The following is an 18,853-nucleotide window of genomic DNA, read 5'->3' on the forward strand; positions in this document are numbered from 1 at the left end:
TCAGATAGGGTGAGCAAAACTGTCAGGTTTCCTTCAGCTTTTAAACCATGAGGTGCGTTAGCAAATATAAAGACAAAAACACCAGGTTGAAGTGCAATATATTTTCTGAATAAAGTAAGTAGACCTCTGCCTTAAATTACACTGAAATAATTTATCGGTGGCTATTCGTCCACCAGGACGTAGATATTTTTTATCGGCTGCTGCTAATACTTCGTGTCCCGTAGCTGTTTGGAAATTGAGGATAGTGTTGGTCATTTGTGCGACCCTCTGAACTTGTCTTATCCTCAATTTCTCAGTAATTTATGATATTGTCTCTGAGGTAGCTCATGGAAGCAATATTAGTTCGCTTTCCACTCATGCTCAAGGATAGCGTAAAGAAAGTTGTCGTAGCATCTGCCTTTGATTAACTCTTTTTCCCGCAGATGACCTTCACGACGCATACGAATTTTTTCTAATACCTTTACAGAAGCAACATTCTCTGAAACACACCAAGACCAGATACGATGCATTCCCAGTTCTTCAAAGCCAAACTTTAAAATTGCCTGTGCTGCTTCTGTTGCATAACCTTGTCCCCAATATTGAGTATTTAGTTCATAGCCGATATTTGCTTCCCGCATTTCTCGGTCATTTACACGGATACCACAATTGCCAATCAGCCGATTTTCTTCTTTGAGGACAACAGCTAACTGAAACTTTGTTCTTGGTTGCTCTTTTTGCTGGTCGATAAACATCTGGATAAACTCGCAAACATCGTTCTGTGTGCGTTGTGTCCAGTAGTTATAATGCAAATACAAAGGATCGGATTGATAGGTAAAAACCGCCTGCCAGTCTGTCTCTACAAAGTCACGCATTAGCAAGCGGTGTGTTTCTAATATCATGTCTTTTTTTATAGGCAAGTTCTACCACATTGACGTTAGCCAGTGGAATAATTGGCGTTGCTAAATTCCGGTATGAAAATGATTTTGCGTGATTTCAAAATCTTTGTAAAAACGTTACAATGCAACGTTTTTACACCCAGATTCATACATTTACAGCACTTTGCAAGTAAATGAAGTACACCCCTCCCCAACCCTCCCCTTTCCAAGGGGAGGGTGAATTAAGTTGCCCGATCAATTTTTTGCACTTCTTCGTCAGATAGTTTCACGTTGATAGCACGTGTTGAATCTTCAATGCTGGAAACCTTGCTAGCACCAGGAATTGGCAAAATAGCAGGCGACTTGGAACGCAACCACGCTAGAACGATATTATACACCGACACGCCTTTTTCTTTAGCTAAATGAGCGATCGCAGAAATATCCTGCAAATCCTGATGGCGACGCCTACCACCAAAGGGACTCCAAGGTAAAAAGGTCAATCCTTGCTGTTCGCAATATTTTAATACGCCGTCATTTTCTGGCTGTCGTTGCCAAGGGCTGTATTGATTCTGCACCGAAACAATATCCACCACATCCCGCGCCTGCTTAATTTGTTCAACGGAAAAGTTAGAAACTCCTACAAACCGAATCAAACCAGCCTCTACTGCTTCTTTAACTGGCGCCAGGGATTCTTCAATCGTGTAATTAGTATCGGGAGAATGATATTGCCAAACATCGATGGGTTTAGCACCACCCAACCCCTCAAAACTGTCTCGAATTGTTTGGCGCAAATGTTCTGGGTTGCCGTTGCTTGTCCAGTTGCCATCAGGACGCATCAACCCGCCCTTAGTTGCTACAATCACTTGGCTAACATCACCTTTGTAACTACTAAGTGCCTTGTGAATTAGCCGCTCATTGTGGTGCTTATCTGACTCATCTTTGCAGTAAGAATCGGCAGTGTCAATAAATGTAATACCCAAATCCAAGGCACGATGAATAACTTGGATTGATTGCGATTCAGGAGGGCGATTAGCAATTGACATGGGCATACCACCCAAACCAATCGCACTCACAAAGATACCAGTTTTTCCTAGCTGTTTGGTTTCCATGCTTTTAGCTATAACTTTCTGCCCCAATTATCTATCAGTTAGTTATTTATCATAAATCCTCCCTAGTACTTAGAATTGAGGATAAGTGAATATAATTCTTTTTTGGCTAGGCGTGGGAATACCACGTTATTTGACAGACAACCGTCGGTTGCCTGTAACTTCTACCTAATAATGATTATTAATACGAGAGTTAGCATTTAATTTTCTGAAAGTTATATTCGATTGCGTCTTGGCGAATTTAACTTTTATTCAGGTTTGCCAATATTTAGATCCGTTTGCCCTGCTGTCAAAGGAGGAATATTTGCGATTATAGCGTTTTTTAAGCAACTGAGGTACACTCAAATCTTGCCAAATCTTTTTTAGCAAGGTTAGTAGCTTTGAAAACGTACCTTACCAGGTCGGAAAACGCTATAATTAGAGTAACTTATTAATATCTACGCCCGTCAAACGGACGTAAATATCATTAAGCAATTGTGCTGGCTAAATCATTTCATCTAAATTTATTAGAAAATTTAGAAATTTAATTAATAGCCCTCTATAGTATAACCAGCAGATTGAACCATCTGTTTAATTGACTCTTCAGAAGCCGCAGCATCTACAGTTACAGTTTTAGTATCAACGTTCACGTCTACTTTGGCATCAGATTCCATAGTCAGAATAGATTTAGTTATTTTCTGGGCGCACTCATCACCTTTAATATCCGGAACTTTCAATTTAATTGCCATTACTTACCTCATTACGAAAAGTGAAATTTACATTTAATAAATATAATATCGATTTTAATAGTAAGCGCACATCTTACTTAAGTTAGGGAATTGAGTATTACATAAATAGTAATAAATAATAGTTATACTTAAATCATTCTTGACAAATTATTTAGGCAGTAAAAACAAAAAAATACCAAAATATATAAAGTTATTTATGAAAATGCACTTAGTACTACTAACTTATAAAAAGCCGCTTTTTTAGTTTATTCTGAAGACTCCATTAGACATTCCCCCTGTTTTTCTAAACGTTGCTGTTCGACATAGTTGTTCTTGCAGCACTGCCCGATCGTACAAGCGTCTATGCGTAAGTCACGAAACCTTTTTATCTGTAGTTTTTAATTTATTGTATACTCTAGATACTTTTGCCCAACTTTTACGGTACATATAGATTCAAAAAACAGCTATCTTGCGGTATAGATATACTGTGGGCTTCGCAACAAAGACCTTCAATGACGCAATTGTGACAGGAGGGTTGAAGGCTGCTAATTTGATTATTGACGGTAGAGACTACTTCACGTTGCGAATGGAAACGATTGCTGAAATGTGCCAGTAGTTGAAGTGCGATCGCTAGAAGCAACGAAAAAATTAGCATTTTTCGTTTGATTTATTATCTAATCTCTACGATCAACTGTGATGCTCTAAGACTGAAGAATGCTTCTGTACAATGACGCTATGCGTAGTTTGCTTTCCCGTAGGGGTACGCTATCGGTGACACGCGACTTCAATATGCTGAAGTCATCTTGCTTATAAACACAACCTAGTTAACTACAAATACCCACTTTGTCAGTTTGTTTAATTAAGATATGTTTGGTAAATAAAATAAATAGCCTACATTATCGGCTGTTATTCCACACTTGACATAAAGCATTGTGAGTGCAAAACGTCTGCCAGAAACCATTGCCCATGTCAGAATTACCCGCCAATCCTGGCAACACGGCTTCCTTGAGGGCGAAGTGAGTGCGGGTGAGTTTGAGTGGCATTTCCAGTGGCATTTTCGCCGGGGAGAACTTGCCGTCAAGCCTTCCCAAGGTCGCGCCTTAATCAAAGAACCTCTTGGTCGATTTTTGGAGCAACAAGATTACCAGCTAGAGCCTGGAGGAGACTATGCTTTTACGATTCGGGCGGAACTTTAAAACTTAGGAGTTATTCAATTTTGGATTTTAGATTCTGGATTGAAGAAAAAAGCGTTCGACTGAGCGCTCACGCCGAAGTCTAAAATCTAAAATTGGCTGGTTGCTGATTCAGTAAGGCGATTTAAGTATCTTTCGATTAAAAGGATGGCAACAATGTCATCTATGGGTCTTGGAGGCTGTCGTAGACCCTGTGGCAATAGCTTAATTAACCCTTTGGGCGGGAACATTTGCCAATAGCGATCGCGTGCTTCTAAGGTTGTGTAGCGCTCATCCACTAAAATAATACTCAGCGGTTCTGTCAATTGCTGATATAATTTCTCTCTCCACTGTTTGGCTGTAGTTTGGTCGCCCATGACCATCAAAGAGATCGGAAACCTTTGACGCAGTGTTTCAATGGTAGCGATCGCCTCTTTTGCTAGCACGACTTGATGATAATGCAGTTGCCGATCCAGTCCCATCACCGCTAAACCACACTTATCTCGACCTGGATCAAACCCCAAGATGACTGGTTGCGTTGGTGAAAATTCACGGAAATTCATAATAAATTAAAAATTAAAAATTAGAAATGTACCCTTACAGGGATCTTGCTACACGTAGTGTCTGCTAAATAAAAAATGCAGCTACAGCAACTATTTTGGCTGCTGTTCAATATGTTTAAATCTTACTAATAACAGCGTACAAATAATTTTTTAAGTACTAAAAATAATTTTTCCGTTAACTATTGCCACTAATTTTACTCTCAATGGCCCGGCTGTATAAGTATCCTCTGCTGCGATCGCTTTGATCTCCAAGGGTTGATTATACTGTCTTAGTTGGCTGACAAAGCGCAGAAAAGTCCCCTCTACCTGGACATTTTCGACAATTCCGGCATTACGGGCACGAAATTGGGAAGCAGAAATCAGTATTTCTAGCCGCTGCTGTAACTGATAAGATGTCATGGTTTTGGAATCAGCAGTAGTCGTGGCTAGCACTGCGCCTCCCGAAAAAACCAGTTGATTCTGGGCTGTATCCGCGAAAAATTCTATCTGCTTTTCTCCCCTGACGTAATTACCAGCAGAGAAAATTCGCACGACGTATTCTTGACCATCGCCAATCTGCTTGCTTAATTGATCGACCCTATCCTGGGTCACACGCAGCAGCTCTAAATTTGCCGGATTTGCACCAGGCTCGCTTAATTCGAGGTTGGCGTTGCGATTGGCTTCTTGTAAAAGTTGTACCACTGCCTGACGAGCAGCAGTAGGTTGAGTAACACGAATTACAGCAGCGGACAGAACTTGACCACGAACTAAGGCCAGCTTACCTAAACGCAAGTCGCGGTAAGACTGATAATATTTTTCCAGCCTAGCAACTTCCTGTTCTAGTTCCTCCTGTTGTGCTTCCAATTCCTTGAGGCGCGATTCCCGTTTGGCAATCACTTGCTCTCGCGCTGCAACTTCTACATTACGTTTTTGAATTAGTTGATCCAGTTGGGAAATTTTTTGATCGCGCTGTTCTATAGCTTCTTGACGGTTAGCAAGTTCGCGATCGCGTTTTTCAATTGCTGTTTTGGCTTCGTCAATGGCTTTTTTCGCTTCTGCATACAGTCTTTGACGTTCTGTCTTCAGTAGTTCAACTGCCGCCTGTAGTGCCTTTCTCTGGTCATAAACGCTTTGCAATTCAGCTATGGCTTTTTGGTATTGAGTTACAACCCGATCTAGCTGACCTTGAGTGCGTTGGAGTTGAGTTTGGGTTTGGGCTTGTTGACTAATGGTGCGGTTCAACTGAGCTTGTGTTTGCCTCTGTTTGGCATTTGCCGCCTGCAAGGATTGATTAATTGCCTGCAAGTCCTGTTGTGCCTTTGCTTGGGCAATTCTTGCTTGGTTTAGCTCACCCTCTACCTGACTTTTCTGAGTTTCTGCGGTTTTTAGCTGTTCCCGCTTCTGTCTGAGGTCTGTTTGAATATCTTCTAACTCAAAGACTCCTTTTCGCAAGCCTTCGTCGGCAGCAAATAAAATCCCTAATGTTGATGCTGAAATTAAACCACCAGTAAAAATTGTTACTAGTACGGCGGTGTTTTTCGGACGAAGCTTAAAAAGTGAGAGGCGGGCTTTGCCAACTCGTGTGCCGATGCGATCGCCCACGGTGGCAATTACGCCTCCCAGAATCAAAATTGCTGCGATGAGGATGTATCCGGTGGTCATCTTTAGCTACCGAAATCCTTCCAGATACAGCCTACTACTTTTAAGCATTGTCTGGAAAGAAGTGGAAATTGGCAATAGCTGAAATTATTCAATTTTAGATTTACCTCTAGCTATTAGTGTCATTTTTCAAAATACAACACGCGCCGATTCCCCTTTCTCCAATTGTTTTTATGTGAACTGCCTACTTAAGGTAACAGGTTTATGCACAGTAATCTTCTTTTTGTGGATAGAAATCATCTTTTTCTCACGCAAATCTCCTAGTAGCCTAGTAACGGTAACACGAGTTGAACCAATTGCCTCTGCGATCGCTTGATGAGATAACTTCAGATCAATTGTGATCCCATCAGCACAAGGAACGCCAAAATCCCGACAAAGAATTAACAAAAAACTCACCAACCTAGAACCCATATCTCGGTGGGCAAGAGTTTCAATCATCATCTCCGTTTGTAAAATTCGCGAAGACAGACCTCGCAGCATTAACATTGATAATTCTGGATTTTCCTTGAGTGCTAGCTCCACCTGTTCAATTGGTGCCGACAGTAATTCCACAGGAGTAAATGCAACCGCATGGTAAAACCGATCCGACTTATTTCCTGTCAGCAATGACAATACACCAAAAACACTATTTTCCCGCAGCAACGCTACCGTTATTTCCTCTCCTGCCTCGTACACCCTGGAAAGTTTAACAGCACCTTTCAAAAGAAAATAAACTCGTTCGGCAGGATCGCCAGGAAAAAAGATCGTTTTATTGCGTTCAAACGTTTCCACAACTGGCGGAAACGCCCCGGTCGCCATCTGACGAAAAACATTTGCTAGGGCTTTATCTTGTGTCACGATCATCTCCCTTCCCCTACCCAATGCCGGAAAAACAAAAACTGATTACCTAAGAATACACCTGAAAAATGAATAAAGCACCGTCAACCTTTCTGTACTTTCCTATACTCAAACTAATCTCTTCATAACTCTTTGTTTATAATGATACATAATTGTTGATCCTTTCAGCTACTAATTGTTGATAAGTAGTTCCAATAGCTGTATTCAAAAGGTTTTTTGAAGAACAAATAAAGATATCTTGAGAATATCTTTATAAAAAATCAAGATTTTTCTCACAGCAAACACCCTTAGCAATATTCATTTTTGTCAATCCTGTATAAAACAAAGACAAACTAGCCTCAGATTCTAGTATGCTCCTAATGATCGATCGCATTAACAATTTCTATGCTAAATCTGACTGGAAAAAATGCCCTTGTTACAGGTATTGCCAATAACCGCTCGATCGCCTGGGGCATTGCCCAACAGCTGCACAAAGCCGGAGCAAACCTGGGTATAACCTACCTGCCGGATGAACGCGGCAAGATGGAGAAAAAAGTCGCTGAATTGGTAGAACCTCTTAACCCCAGCTTATTTCTTCCCTGTAATGTCCAAGATGACGAACAAATTAAATCTACGTTTGAGACAATCCGCGAACAGTGGGGAAAGCTAGATATTCTGATCCATTGTCTGGCCTTTGCTAGCAAAGACGATTTGAGTGGAGATTTTAGCCAAACCTCTCGTTCTGGCTTCAACACCGCCTTAGAAATCAGCACCTACTCACTAGTGCAGTTAAGTGGTGCAGCTAAATCTTTGATGACAGAGGGAGGTAGCATCGTCACCCTGACATATTTAGGTGGTGTTAGGGCAATCCCCAACTACAACGTTATGGGAATTGCCAAGGCGGGGTTAGAAATGAGTGTGCGTTACCTGGCTGCTGAACTAGGATCACAAAATATCCGCGTGAATGCCATCTCCGCAGGCCCCATCCGCACTTTGGCATCTTCAGCAGTAGGTGGGATTTTGGATATGATTCATCATGTAGAAGAAGTAGCTCCTCTACAACGCACCGTCACTCAGATAGAAGTGGGCAACGCTGCGGCTTTCTTGTCTAGTGATTTGTCCAGTGGGATTACTGGACAAATTCTATATGTAGATGCAGGATATGAAATTATGGGAATGTAAGATAATTTGGGCATGGGGCATTGGGGATTGGGCATTGGGAATTGAGTATTAGTAAATAAAATTCTTGTCCATTTTTCATTCCCCATGCCCCATGCCCTATTCCCCATGCCCAATTTCCTATGCAAATCAGCAAAATTAATTCAAACTACGATCGCTTAACCCAAACCCCTCGGATTGCCACCGTTCACCGCACGACTGGCGAAACTAATGTGCAAGTTACCATCAACCTGGATGGTAGAGGAACTTGCACAGCAGCAACAGGTATTCCGTTTTTGGATCACATGTTGCATCAAATTGCCTCCCACGGGCTGATTGATATCGATGTCCAAGCCCAGGGAGACTGGGAAATTGATGACCATCACACCAACGAAGATGTAGGCATTACTTTAGGGCAAGCTTTTAGCCAAGCACTAGGCGACAGAAAAGGCATTGTCCGCTTTGGTAATTTTCTTGCACCACTGGATGAAGCCTTAGTTCAGGTAGTGCTAGACTTTTCTGGACGGCCTCATCTCAGCTATGGCTTGCAAATCCCTACTCAGCGGGTAGGAACCTATGACACCCAACTGGTGCGAGAATTTTTTGTGGCTTTGGTAAACCATAGCCAGATGACACTGCATATTCGGCAACTGGATGGCATTAATTCCCATCACATCATTGAAGCGACATTTAAAGCTTTTGCAAGAGCAACACGGCTGGCGGTGGAAACTGATCCCCGACGTGCTGGCTTAATTCCCAGTTCTAAGGGAGTTCTATGAAAGGAGTCAAATTGGATATTGGGCATTGGGCATTGGGCATCGGGAAAACTCTACCCTTGTCTTCCTAGTCTCCAATCCCCAGTCCTCAGTTGACGATAATTGACACACAGCTTGGTGATGGTTATTATCAGCCTACCGGGTAATTTTTAATTAATACCAAGCTGATAAATAGTGATTTAACCGAGATGAAGTCTGTTGCAGATGACCTTAATTCTCAACTTAATACGACAGACACTCCGCCAGTAGTCTTAACTTCTGAGTTGCGAAAAGTCTATCGCACTGGTTTTTGGCTAAATCAAAAAGTCGTATCTCTCAAAAACTGTTCTTTAACGGTTTACAAAGGCGAAACCTTTGGGTTGCTGGGGCCTAACGGTGCTGGTAAAACTACCCTTTTAAAATTGTTGCTGGGAATTATTCATCCCACCTCTGGACGAGGATTATTGTTGGGTAAACCCATAGGCGATCGCAATGTTAAGCAACATATCGGCTATCTACCAGAAAATCCCTATTTGTATGACTATCTTACTGGCTGGGAATTTTTGCAGCTAGCTGCTGGGCTATTCCAAATTCCTCAAAGTGTCCAACGCCAACGCATTCCCCAACTGCTGGAATTAGTCGGTTTATCGCAAGCCGATGCTCGTAAAAAGCTGCTGCGTCGCTATTCCAAAGGAATGCTACAGCGTGTTGGTATGGCACAGGCATTAATTAATGAGCCAGATTTAGTTTTTCTGGATGAACCGATGTCTGGTCTTGATCCGGTGGGACGCTACCAAATGCGAGAAATTATCCTGGCGCTCAAAGCAGCTGGTAAGACGATTTTTTTCAACAGCCACATTCTGAGTGAAGTAGAACAAATTTGCGATCGCATTGCTATCCTCGCTCAAGGTAAACTAATTTGCTCTGGTTCCCTCAATGAACTCTTAGGTGGAAACAACACATATCATGTCAAAGGTCAAGGTGGTGACTGGGAAATTCTCAAAAAATGGATACCCACTCTCATATTTGAGCCTGATGGTTCCTGGCACGGTACACTACAAGATGATTACTATGATTTTCTTGCCAGTCTTCGTCTCATGGAAGGTAAAATTATCGCCATGAACTTGTCACGTCACTCTCTAGAAGAATTTTTTATTCAACAAATCCAAAGAAAAAACAACTCATTGAATTAATCTTATTGCCAAATAATAAATTGTCGACTGGCTTGAAGAACAAAACCCAAATTCTGCCTTTTTAAGTTCTCTTTGCCCAACACAATCCACAAAAAATAAAATTCCGACATTTTTTCAAGGTTATTTGTATTTATTTAATGAACTTGTTCCTAATTTTAGTAGTCCCTTACGACTCATCGCAGATTTTAAATATCATCAGATTAACTTTGACAAGAAAACTTTATTCGTGACTACTTGATTATTGGCTAACAGACAATTTCTTGTAGAAACTGGGTTTAGTTGCGTAAATCCTATATTTTTTGATATTGCTCTATTCAAGCAACATTAACTTTAAGCTAACTTCACTAAAAATTTAAGTTCAATAAACAAACTTCCTCCGGAAAATCACACTTTTCTAGGAAAATAAGAGTGTCGGGGAACTTGAATATTTAGGTATAGTCAAAATAAAAATGTTTAGACAGTACTTTATTGATTGTAGTTTCAGAGTCTCAGGTAAATATGCTTAACAAAAGTTTGTCTAAATTCATAATTCAGCCAGCTGTAGGTATGGCTTTGTTAACTGCTGTCAATGCCGCTGTATCATCTGCCAGTCTAGCTCAGGGACAACCATTACCACCAACTACACAACCACCAATCACACAAACACAATTAGATACTAATTATTCATTGGGAGGCGGCGATCTCATCCGTGTAAATGTATTTGAAGTACCTGAATATACAGGTGAATACCAAATTCCCCCAGGTGGAGCAATCAACCTACCTTTAATTGGCAGTGTGTCAGTACTAGGGCTAACAACTGAACAAGCTTCTGACGAAATAGCTAGAAGATATGCTCGCTTCCTCAAACGTCCCTTGATCTCAGTCAATCTGTTATCGCCTCGTCCCATCAATATTTTTGTTGCTGGAGAGGTGACACGTCCTGGAGCTTATACTCTAAGCTTGAGCGGAGGTGCCGGGAACAATCCAGGCGTACAATACCCAACTGTATTAGCCGCATTAACAACAGCGCAGGGGGTGACTTTAGCTGCGGATGTGACTCAAGTTCAATTACGGCGTAAAATAGGACGTTCTTCAGAGCAAGCCGTCACCGTCAATTTGAAGGAACTCATTCAAACAGGCAGGCTATCACAGGATATTACCTTGCGGGATGGAGACACCATAGTTGTGCCAACAGCAACCAACTTTAACGTAGCAGAATCCCGCAATATATTTGCAGCTAACTTTGCCGCCAGTCAAACCACACCCCGCACAGTAACAATTATTGGTGAAGTTAACCGTCCTGGTTCGTATCTTGTCACCCCAGGCAATACAGATAACCAGGGGGGCGCAACCGCTAATAGTGGCAGTGCCACTCCCACTGGTCTACCAAATGTAACGCGGGTAATTCAGTTAGCTGGCGGAATTACAGCACAGGCTGATGTTCGTAATCTCAAGCTACGCCGACCTACAAGAACTGGCTCAGAACAAGCTATAGATATTAATCTTTGGCAACTATTGCAGAGTGGTGACGCCAATCAAGACATCATCGTGCAAGACGGAGATACGATTGTTATTCCGACAGCAACTGAAATCATCCCGGCAGAAGCTACTCAATTAGCTACCACTACTTTGTCTCCTACACGCATTCAAGTTGGTGTGGTAGGCGAAGTTAAAAGACCAGGGTTAACAGACGTTCAGCCGAATAGCTCTTTAAATCAAGCTATACTCGCTGCTGGCGGATTTAATGATGCCAGAGCTAGTAGCAGTGCTGTTGATTTGATTCGCCTCAACCCTAATGGTTCTGTCACTAAGCGGATAGTAAAAGTGGATTTCTCCGCTGGGATTAATGAGCAAACTAATCCTATACTCCGTAATAATGATGTTGTGCTAGTGAACCGATCTGGTTCCGCTAAGACTGGCGATACCATAAACACTATAACTGGACCTTTAGGTATTATCCTTAATCTTCTGAACATTTTCGGACTCTAGTTTAAGAGATAGATGCAAATTGGGGGCGTTGGCCAACCCTCTTCGTCCCTAAAATTGCACTATCCTTTAATCAACAGCAAGTTACACATAACAAACGCTCCACGAGGCATCGCTTCTTCCAAATTGCGTTTTCTAAGGGCTGTCATACTGGTTAGGACAAGTCTGCTATAAATACTCTGACAGCTGCTCTGTTCTGATTTGCCAATGTTCTAAGCTATCTGACCACTTCTATATATACGTCATTATAATAATTTTAAGTAATATTACTTATAGAGAAATACTGTAAACTTTATAACTCTCACTGTAAATTCTTAATGTGCGTTGATCGGCTTTTGCAATCTTTACTGTAGGTACTCGGATTTCTTATGATAATGAGAATATTTTAGAAAGCAGATTCTGTAAGTACTAGTCCATAACTTATTTTTAGTTATTTAGTGATTCTGATTATCATAAGAATTATTTAAGTAAATTAACTAATTGATGACAGATATACTATTTTAACCACAGATACCGCGTATACACAGTAGAATGATGTCGAATTGGAAATGACGCCATTTGTACGGTTGCTTGGTGTTCATGAATAGGGTAACTCTGGATACTGATATTTTTTATTCAGTGATTTTATCAGATGTTTGCGATTTTTTGGAACACAAGCTCAAAAGGTGGTTCAGCCATATTTACGCGAAAATGCGCAGGTTTAAACCTATAAAACCGTGTATAAACTTACAAGTGGCAGTGATACGACCGTGTCCACTACTGGGTTATTAACTAAGGCTAGAGTTACTGACCGTTAACGATTGAATTTTTGCAACATACCCTATTTTTTCCCTATGATGATTCATGGTTTCGGTTTTCTCAGTTTGAGCGCATCTCTTGTACTTCCCTGGGTATTGACAGGTCTGGTTCAAGGACAGAGAATAACAGAGTCTTTATTTAAAGATGTTTCGCAGTCATCCACTGTTCAGGAAATACCACTACCTAACCGCAAGCTGATCAGTCGTATTTCAACTGCGACAACATACTATGTTAGTAATAACGGAAACGACAGAAATAGCGGGCTTTCTACCTCATCCGCTTTTAGAACACTTCAAAGGGCAGCAAACCTTACTAATCCTGGCGATACAGTACTTATTATGAACGGGGAATATAAGAATAGACCCAAAGATGGGGCTGTACTAAGTATTAAACGTTCTGGAACTGCAAATGCATGGATTAAATATAAAGCATATCCTGGGCATTTTCCAGAAATTCAGCACAATACATGGAATGGTATCTCGATTTCAAATGGAGCTTCATATATCGAGATTAACGGGCTGGAGGTCATAGGGAACAATGCTAATATCACGCGTGAATATGCCTTAAGTCAAAAGCATAACACATCAAATCAGTTTACTAACGGAAATTGCATAAGCGTTGAAGGAGGAGACAAAGGTCGTTCTCATCACATAAATATTCTGAACAACAAAGTGCATGATTGTGGAGGAGCAGGTATCTCAGCAATTCAAGCTGATTATGTAAAAGTGGATAATAACACTGTTTTCAATAACTCTTGGTACACAGTTCATGGTTGCAGTGGTATTTCCATGCTTAATAATTGGAGTTCTGACAACAACAAGGGATACAAGATATTTGTTACCAATAACAAGAGCTACAACAATCGAATGTACGTTCCTTGGATTGAAGCCGGAAGGATTACAGACGGTAATGGCATTATTGTTGATGTTTCAAAAGGATATAGAGGAAGGATTTTGGTTGCTAATAACATCACCTACAAGAATGGCGGTTCAGGTATTCATGCCCATGATAGCCAGCATATCGATATTATCAACAACACGGCATATTTGAATCAGCAAAGTCCAGAAGTTAAAAAAAAGGCAAAGGGCGAAATTTATGCGGGTTATTCGTCTGATGTCAAAATTTTCAATAACATTATGTATGCTTCTCCAGGTAATGCTGTGAATAGCAATATGAAAAATGTCAACGTCAGTTATGACTACAATGTTTATCCCAATAATTCGACGATCAAGGTTACAGGATCTCACGATATGATTGCAGATCCACAGTTTGTTAATGCCTCGGCTCGTGACTTTAGATTGAAATCAACAAGTCCGGCAATTAATAGTGGTTTAAAGTGGAAAAGTTTGACAACGGATTTTCTAGGCAATCCTCGTGTCTCCGGTTATGCACCCGATAGAGGAGCATACGAGAATCGGTAATAGTTAAAAGTATGGCATTGGGTTGTATGATAAGGTTCTGATTTATACAGAATTTTTATCTACAACCCAATTGGAGACGGGCCAAGAAGAGCCACAAGGTAAAACAAGACCCAATAGCACGACCACATAAACAAGAAGAATAGAGATGCTGAAATTTTGTGCGGCTACCGGAGATATTTGGATGAATAAGGTTTTGTGCATAGAGCGAACGGAGTTACACATGTTACTTCCGAGGCTAGCAAAAACCCTAATGAATTCAATTAAACTGGAGTGGCAACACCTAAAGAAATCGGACTACCATCCTAAAAATTATCTATAGCTTCTAATATAGCGTTTCCTATACTGATGAAGATATACCTTATCAGATATAGGAGCGCTATATAATTCTAAGTCCGGTTAATTGCTTATTATTTAAAACTTATTGCGTGTTTGCGTCAGTATTTATTAATAAATATTTATCCGAACTTGATGTAACTCCTAAAATAATTTTTTGGAAGCTTTATTTCTTCGCCAGTCCCTTAAACTCTTTTGTCAACTCTCTTGGTTTAAAATATTCGTGAGAATGATATTTATAACTACTAGATTCATTTTTATCAATGACTCCATTGACTACTAAACCTAGAACGTTGTAATTGGATCTCTCTAATATCTCTTGAGCAGCATTAGCACTGTTGGAATCAATTACTCCGGGTCGGGCTACTAACAAAATACCATCAGTCATTTGGCTTAAAGTCAAAGCATCGGCTGCCAAAAGTAGTGGAGGGGCATCAATAATTACAAAGTCATATTTATACTGAGATGAGAAATTCTCAATGAGTGATGCCATCCGTTTTGAGTCAAGCAAAGCAAGTGGGTTAGGAGGTCTAACTCCAGCAGTTAAAATATCTAGGTTGTCCATTACCTTAGATACGGCAATGTCAAATTCAGCCTGACCTACAAGAACCTCACTCAAACCAACTTCATTGGTTAGTTGCCAGAGATGATGCTGAGAAGGAACTCGCATATCTGCATCGATTAGTAAAACTTGACGTCCTAGTTGAGCGATCGCTGCTGCCAAATTAGCTGAAACTGTAGACTTGCCTTCTTTAGGAACTGCGCTAGTAATCACAATGGTTTTGAGCAAATTATCTGAACTTAAGAATTTCAGATTTGCTTGAATCATTCGGTACATTTCGCTCGTTAAAGAGTGGGGAGTATCCCTTACGGCAATTGTTTGAGATATTGATTCTGCATTTGAATAACGAGAACGAAGCTTTTTAACAGACAAAGGAACAATTCCTAGCAAAGTATATCCAAATACATCTCTAATTTCTTTAAGTGTTTTTAGAGATCTATCTCTCATAGCGAAAAAAAGTACAGTTGTGGTAGCAAAAAACAAACCGAACATGACTCCTAGCACCAAAACAATTATTGTTTTGGTTAATGTAGGATCTTCGGGCACTAAAGCCTGAGCAATAATCCGGGAACTAGGTGTATTTGTATTTTCAACTAACTGTAGCTCTTGAACCTTTTTCAATAAAGTTTGATAGGTTGATTCTGCAACTTCAACTTTCCGTTCCAACTCTCGCTGGTTTTGTGCTAGCTGGGGTATGAGTTTCACCCGCTGTTCGTAGCTGGCACGAGAATTGTGTAGAGAGGAGAGTCTTTGAGTTAAGCCAAAACGTTGTATTTCTGATTGCAAAAAGTTTTGTATCAGGCTTTGTCTGAGTTCTCCAATCTGCAATAGGCTCTGGGGAACTTGTGTTTGATTGCCAATAGTCTGACCAACTTGTTGTTGCAGGAGAGATTTTAAATTAGCTTTTCTTGCTTCTAGGTTAATAATTATAGGATTGTCATCTAGAAAACGGCTGCGCTCAACCGCTAACTGCCGATCGGTCTCTTGGAGTTGTGTAAGAATTCCCTGTACTGCTGGTGACTGACTAAGGGCACTCACAGCGATCGCTTCCTGAGAATTTAGCTCTACTTTCTGCCGCAGTTCATTGGTTTGGGCATTTACCTCATCCAGTTGAGCTTTGACAGTATTCATCTCATTATCTAGATTTCCAATAGTCGCAACAGCTGACTTTGTCTCCTCTGATAAATCTGCAATCTGATGCTTTTGTTTAAATATACGTAGCGCTACTTCTGCATTATTAACAGCAGCTTGAGTTGTAGGAAGTTGCTTGGCCATAAACTGACGAGTTGCTCCTGCCTCAGACCGATTTGTCAGAATATCATTTTCTAAATAAAACCTCATAATTGTGTTGACTACTGCCGCTGCTTCTTCAGGATCGTGACTTCTATAAGCAATACGCAATACATCTGTCCCACCAACAATTTTTAGGTTTAGGACTTTTTGTAATTCTTTCACCCTCAAAGGTTCGCCTTCGTTGTCTTTGAGTTGTAGTTTGTCTATTGTCCGTTGCAATAAAGCTGGGGAAGAAATAACTTCTATCTGACTGCTTATGGGATTTTGAGTTGCTACCAATGGTTTCAAATCTCCTGAGTCTCCTCCTTCAGAGGTGCCAGGGGAAAGATTATTGCCTGCTACTTTAAAACTGGGAACTCTGAATAACAGTTTTCCTTCTGCTTCATAGTCTGGCTTCAGAAATTTTGTAGATATGGCACTCAGAATAACTGTCGCCACAAATATACTGAAAGCCGGTAGCCACCAGCGTTTCAATATTAACAAGTAACGATTAAGGTCTAAATCAATAGATTCTCTAGATTCCATAGATTTTTCTGACATAAATCTTCCAAAGTACAGGTCTTAAGCAAGAAACTAAAAATTGACTTAGAACAGCCACAAACCAGTGCAATTGACAATACTGATTATGTATAATTTTACAATATAAAATATAGTATAGACCAATACGGTTCAGTTAAGGCTTAACTCTTTATCAAAATCATTTTTTTAACGAACCGCCAAAGACGCAAAGACAAAGAAGCAAGAAATACTTAACTGAACTGTCTTGTCGTATAGAGTATTTATGTTAAAAATTTAGTCCCCATTTGGTGCAAATGTGTAACGGTGGTCTGTGTATCTTTCTTGAGCAAAAAATTTGTTAATTTTGGGATTTGAGGTGAGTTAACTACGTCCTAACTATAACTGCCGTCCCATAAATCAACCCTTTAGTAACAAAACGTTCAATTAAAAGTTTTTTGCATTAGCCATCAACCATTATTCAAATTTATCTCTGGATTATCAAAGGCTTGATTTTTTAGTTGGATATTATACGGCTATATTCCTTGTCATATCAACTATCTTAGCCAAAGCCAAGATTTCAAAATCAAGTAAAAAACTCGACCTTTAGTCAGTTTATAATTTTTGACCATAAACATCTACTCATTACTCAATCCAGTTACTTAGTATAGTAATTCGGAAAGTTAAAGTAGCTACCTACTTTGCCAAACTTCATCGTAAGCATCTAACAGTTTTGGAGCTTGATATTGCCATTCAAGAATCTCCTCCATTCTGCGTCGCCCCTCAGCTCCGAGCTTTTCTCTACGTTCAGGAAAATCTAAAAGTTCCAGAATTTTCTCGGCAAATTCCACCTCATCGTTAGGCTTGGCATAAAGAGATGCTTCTTGTGCAGAACGTCTTCCCTCTCGCAAATCAAACTGGACAATTGCTTTTCCCATTGCCATATATTCAAGGATTTTATTCATGGTGCAGTTTTCGTTATAAGCAGATGTTGGAGAAGGCTCTACACACACGTCGCAGCTGGAAAGCCGCTCTAAGAGTTCTTCACCTTGCTTAAACCCTGTAAATTCTACAAACTCATTCACTTCTAACTCTTTAGATAAGTTTTTGAGCTTTTCTGCCATAGGTCCACTACCAATTAGCATAAAGTGAATATCAGAGCGATTTTTTTTGTGGACAATGTAATATACCATTCTTAGGAGATAATCAATACCCTCTGGTTCTCCCATGACACCCATGTAACCTATTAAGTAGTTTCTACCTTTACGGTAATTAGGGTTTGGAGGCATTCGGCGAAAGCGCGAAAGATCCGGCGCACTACGAACTACAAATACTTTCTCTGGTTTCTTGTGCCCACGCTTAAGAGCTACCTCTCGGTGTGACTCGTTCGTTGAAATTACCATGTCTGCTGTGGCATAGGTCAAGCGTTCAGCCCAGCGTAATCCATGATAAAAAATATCGCGCCGCCGATACTTAGCTTCATACATTTCCGGACTGAGGTCATGATGATCGAAGATAATAGATATACCATGAAATAATTTAAACCATGCTGCTACCAAGAAAAGTAAATCGGGCGGATTACAAATATGTATGACATCAAAACCACGCTCTCGCCATACCCTTTGAGCTAGACGGAATTGCCAGTTAATCGCCCAACTGTACTCTCGGAGATAGCCAATGACAGAACTTTCTTCCGGTGGTAGAGGATGACGGTAAATGTGAATCTGCTCAATAATTTCGTAATCTTTTTCAAAGCCATTACCTGTAGGTGAAATTACACTAACTTCATACCCAGCTTTTTGCAAAGTAGTTGCTTCCATCCATACCCGTCTATCAAAGGGAACTGGGAGATTTTCAACGATAATTAGTACTTTCTTCGGTAATGCCATAATAATTTCAATTTTTAATTAGTTTAGTAAGTAATTATTCATTCACTCGGAACAATGGTCGAAACCCTGAATTTATGGGTTATAGGCAGGGCAAATGTGAAACGTTACTTTAGTAAAACACTTACTTGTCAAGTC

At 40.4% G+C, this 18,853-nt stretch carries 15 protein-coding genes; 6 read left to right on the forward strand and 9 right to left on the reverse strand.

Features of this window, described 5'->3' with window-relative positions; translation table 11 throughout:
• Positions 1-57: 57 nt before the first annotated feature.
• From V7L12_RS12245 to V7L12_RS12260, 4 genes are all read right to left on the reverse strand, one after another.
• Positions 58-255, reverse strand: coding sequence for a hypothetical protein (locus V7L12_RS12245; RefSeq protein WP_335084501.1), 198 nt, complete (start codon positions 253-255; stop codon positions 58-60).
• Between the two features lie 83 nt (positions 256-338).
• Positions 339-878 (reverse strand): GNAT family N-acetyltransferase, encoded by a 540-nt coding sequence (locus tag V7L12_RS12250; protein ID WP_335084502.1) that lies wholly within the window; start codon positions 876-878, stop codon positions 339-341.
• Between the two features lie 218 nt (positions 879-1,096).
• The gene (locus V7L12_RS12255; protein WP_335084503.1) at positions 1,097-1,963 is read right to left on the reverse strand and encodes an aldo/keto reductase; all 867 of its coding nucleotides are present in this window, start codon (positions 1,961-1,963) and stop codon (positions 1,097-1,099) included.
• A 524-nt stretch (positions 1,964-2,487) separates the two neighbouring features.
• Entirely contained in the window at positions 2,488-2,688 is a 201-nt protein-coding gene (locus V7L12_RS12260) for a heavy-metal-associated domain-containing protein (protein WP_335084504.1), read from the reverse strand.
• A 911-nt stretch (positions 2,689-3,599) separates the two neighbouring features.
• Here V7L12_RS12260 and V7L12_RS12265 point away from each other — a divergent pair.
• Positions 3,600-3,863: a DUF3146 family protein gene (locus tag V7L12_RS12265; protein WP_069070640.1), complete on the forward strand. Its 264-nt coding sequence runs from the start codon at positions 3,600-3,602 to the stop codon at positions 3,861-3,863.
• An 86-nt stretch (positions 3,864-3,949) separates the two neighbouring features.
• Here the strand turns inward: V7L12_RS12265 and V7L12_RS12270 are convergent, their stop codons facing one another.
• The 3 genes from V7L12_RS12270 to ntcA form a co-directional block, all read right to left on the reverse strand.
• Positions 3,950-4,402, reverse strand: coding sequence for a pre-16S rRNA-processing nuclease YqgF (locus V7L12_RS12270; RefSeq protein WP_335084505.1), 453 nt, complete (start codon positions 4,400-4,402; stop codon positions 3,950-3,952).
• 150 nt (positions 4,403-4,552) lie between these two features.
• On the reverse strand, positions 4,553-6,043 hold the full coding sequence (locus V7L12_RS12275; protein WP_335084506.1) for a DUF3084 domain-containing protein: 1,491 nt from the start codon (positions 6,041-6,043) through the stop codon (positions 4,553-4,555).
• Positions 6,044-6,211: 168 nt separating this feature from the next.
• Complete coding sequence (gene ntcA, locus V7L12_RS12280; RefSeq protein WP_094347373.1) at positions 6,212-6,883, reverse strand: global nitrogen regulator NtcA; 672 nt, start codon at positions 6,881-6,883, stop codon at positions 6,212-6,214.
• A 378-nt stretch (positions 6,884-7,261) separates the two neighbouring features.
• Between ntcA and fabI the strand changes: the two genes are divergently transcribed.
• From fabI to V7L12_RS12305, 5 genes are all read left to right on the forward strand, one after another.
• Positions 7,262-8,038, forward strand: a complete 777-nt coding sequence (fabI, locus tag V7L12_RS12285; protein WP_335084507.1) for an enoyl-ACP reductase FabI — start codon at positions 7,262-7,264, stop codon at positions 8,036-8,038.
• Between the two features lie 119 nt (positions 8,039-8,157).
• A complete protein-coding gene (gene hisB / locus V7L12_RS12290) occupies positions 8,158-8,793 on the forward strand; it encodes an imidazoleglycerol-phosphate dehydratase HisB (RefSeq protein ID WP_335084508.1) in 636 nt (211 codons plus the stop codon).
• Between the two features lie 185 nt (positions 8,794-8,978).
• The gene (locus tag V7L12_RS12295; protein WP_335084509.1) at positions 8,979-9,962 is read left to right on the forward strand and encodes an ABC transporter ATP-binding protein; all 984 of its coding nucleotides are present in this window, start codon (positions 8,979-8,981) and stop codon (positions 9,960-9,962) included.
• A 498-nt stretch (positions 9,963-10,460) separates the two neighbouring features.
• Positions 10,461-11,930 carry an SLBB domain-containing protein gene (locus tag V7L12_RS12300; protein WP_335084510.1) on the forward strand — a complete coding sequence of 490 codons (1,470 nt, stop codon included), beginning with the start codon at positions 10,461-10,463 and terminating at the stop codon, positions 11,928-11,930.
• 830 nt (positions 11,931-12,760) lie between these two features.
• Entirely contained in the window at positions 12,761-14,146 is a 1,386-nt protein-coding gene (locus V7L12_RS12305) for a choice-of-anchor Q domain-containing protein (protein ID WP_335084511.1), read from the forward strand.
• 499 nt (positions 14,147-14,645) lie between these two features.
• Here the strand turns inward: V7L12_RS12305 and V7L12_RS12310 are convergent, their stop codons facing one another.
• Positions 14,646-16,874, reverse strand: coding sequence for a GumC family protein (locus V7L12_RS12310; RefSeq protein WP_335084512.1), 2,229 nt, complete (start codon positions 16,872-16,874; stop codon positions 14,646-14,648).
• A gap of 647 nt (positions 16,875-17,521) precedes the next feature.
• Positions 17,522-18,718, reverse strand: coding sequence for a glycosyltransferase family 4 protein (locus V7L12_RS12315; protein ID WP_335084513.1), 1,197 nt, complete (start codon positions 18,716-18,718; stop codon positions 17,522-17,524).
• Positions 18,719-18,853 lie beyond the last annotated feature (135 nt).

Origin of the sequence: Nostoc sp., assembly GCF_036918245.1 — a bacterium.
Taxonomy (GTDB): Bacteria; Cyanobacteriota; Cyanobacteriia; order Cyanobacteriales; family Nostocaceae; genus Nostoc.

Coding starts and splice junctions, on each gene's coding strand:
- V7L12_RS12310 (WP_335084512.1), bottom strand. CDS start 16,874: ATGTCAGAAAAATCTATGGAATCTAGAGAATCTATTGATTTAGACCTT.
- V7L12_RS12260 (WP_335084504.1), bottom strand. CDS start 2,688: ATGGCAATTAAATTGAAAGTTCCGGATATTAAAGGTGATGAGTGCGCC.
- fabI (WP_335084507.1), top strand. CDS start 7,262: ATGCTAAATCTGACTGGAAAAAATGCCCTTGTTACAGGTATTGCCAAT.
- V7L12_RS12315 (WP_335084513.1), bottom strand. CDS start 18,718: ATGGCATTACCGAAGAAAGTACTAATTATCGTTGAAAATCTCCCAGTT.
- V7L12_RS12270 (WP_335084505.1), bottom strand. CDS start 4,402: ATGAATTTCCGTGAATTTTCACCAACGCAACCAGTCATCTTGGGGTTT.
- hisB (WP_335084508.1), top strand. CDS start 8,158: ATGCAAATCAGCAAAATTAATTCAAACTACGATCGCTTAACCCAAACC.
- V7L12_RS12305 (WP_335084511.1), top strand. CDS start 12,761: ATGATGATTCATGGTTTCGGTTTTCTCAGTTTGAGCGCATCTCTTGTA.
- V7L12_RS12255 (WP_335084503.1), bottom strand. CDS start 1,963: ATGGAAACCAAACAGCTAGGAAAAACTGGTATCTTTGTGAGTGCGATT.
- V7L12_RS12250 (WP_335084502.1), bottom strand. CDS start 878: ATGATATTAGAAACACACCGCTTGCTAATGCGTGACTTTGTAGAGACA.
- V7L12_RS12295 (WP_335084509.1), top strand. CDS start 8,979: ATGAAGTCTGTTGCAGATGACCTTAATTCTCAACTTAATACGACAGAC.
- V7L12_RS12300 (WP_335084510.1), top strand. CDS start 10,461: ATGCTTAACAAAAGTTTGTCTAAATTCATAATTCAGCCAGCTGTAGGT.
- ntcA (WP_094347373.1), bottom strand. CDS start 6,883: ATGATCGTGACACAAGATAAAGCCCTAGCAAATGTTTTTCGTCAGATG.
- V7L12_RS12245 (WP_335084501.1), bottom strand. CDS start 255: ATGACCAACACTATCCTCAATTTCCAAACAGCTACGGGACACGAAGTA.
- V7L12_RS12275 (WP_335084506.1), bottom strand. CDS start 6,043: ATGACCACCGGATACATCCTCATCGCAGCAATTTTGATTCTGGGAGGC.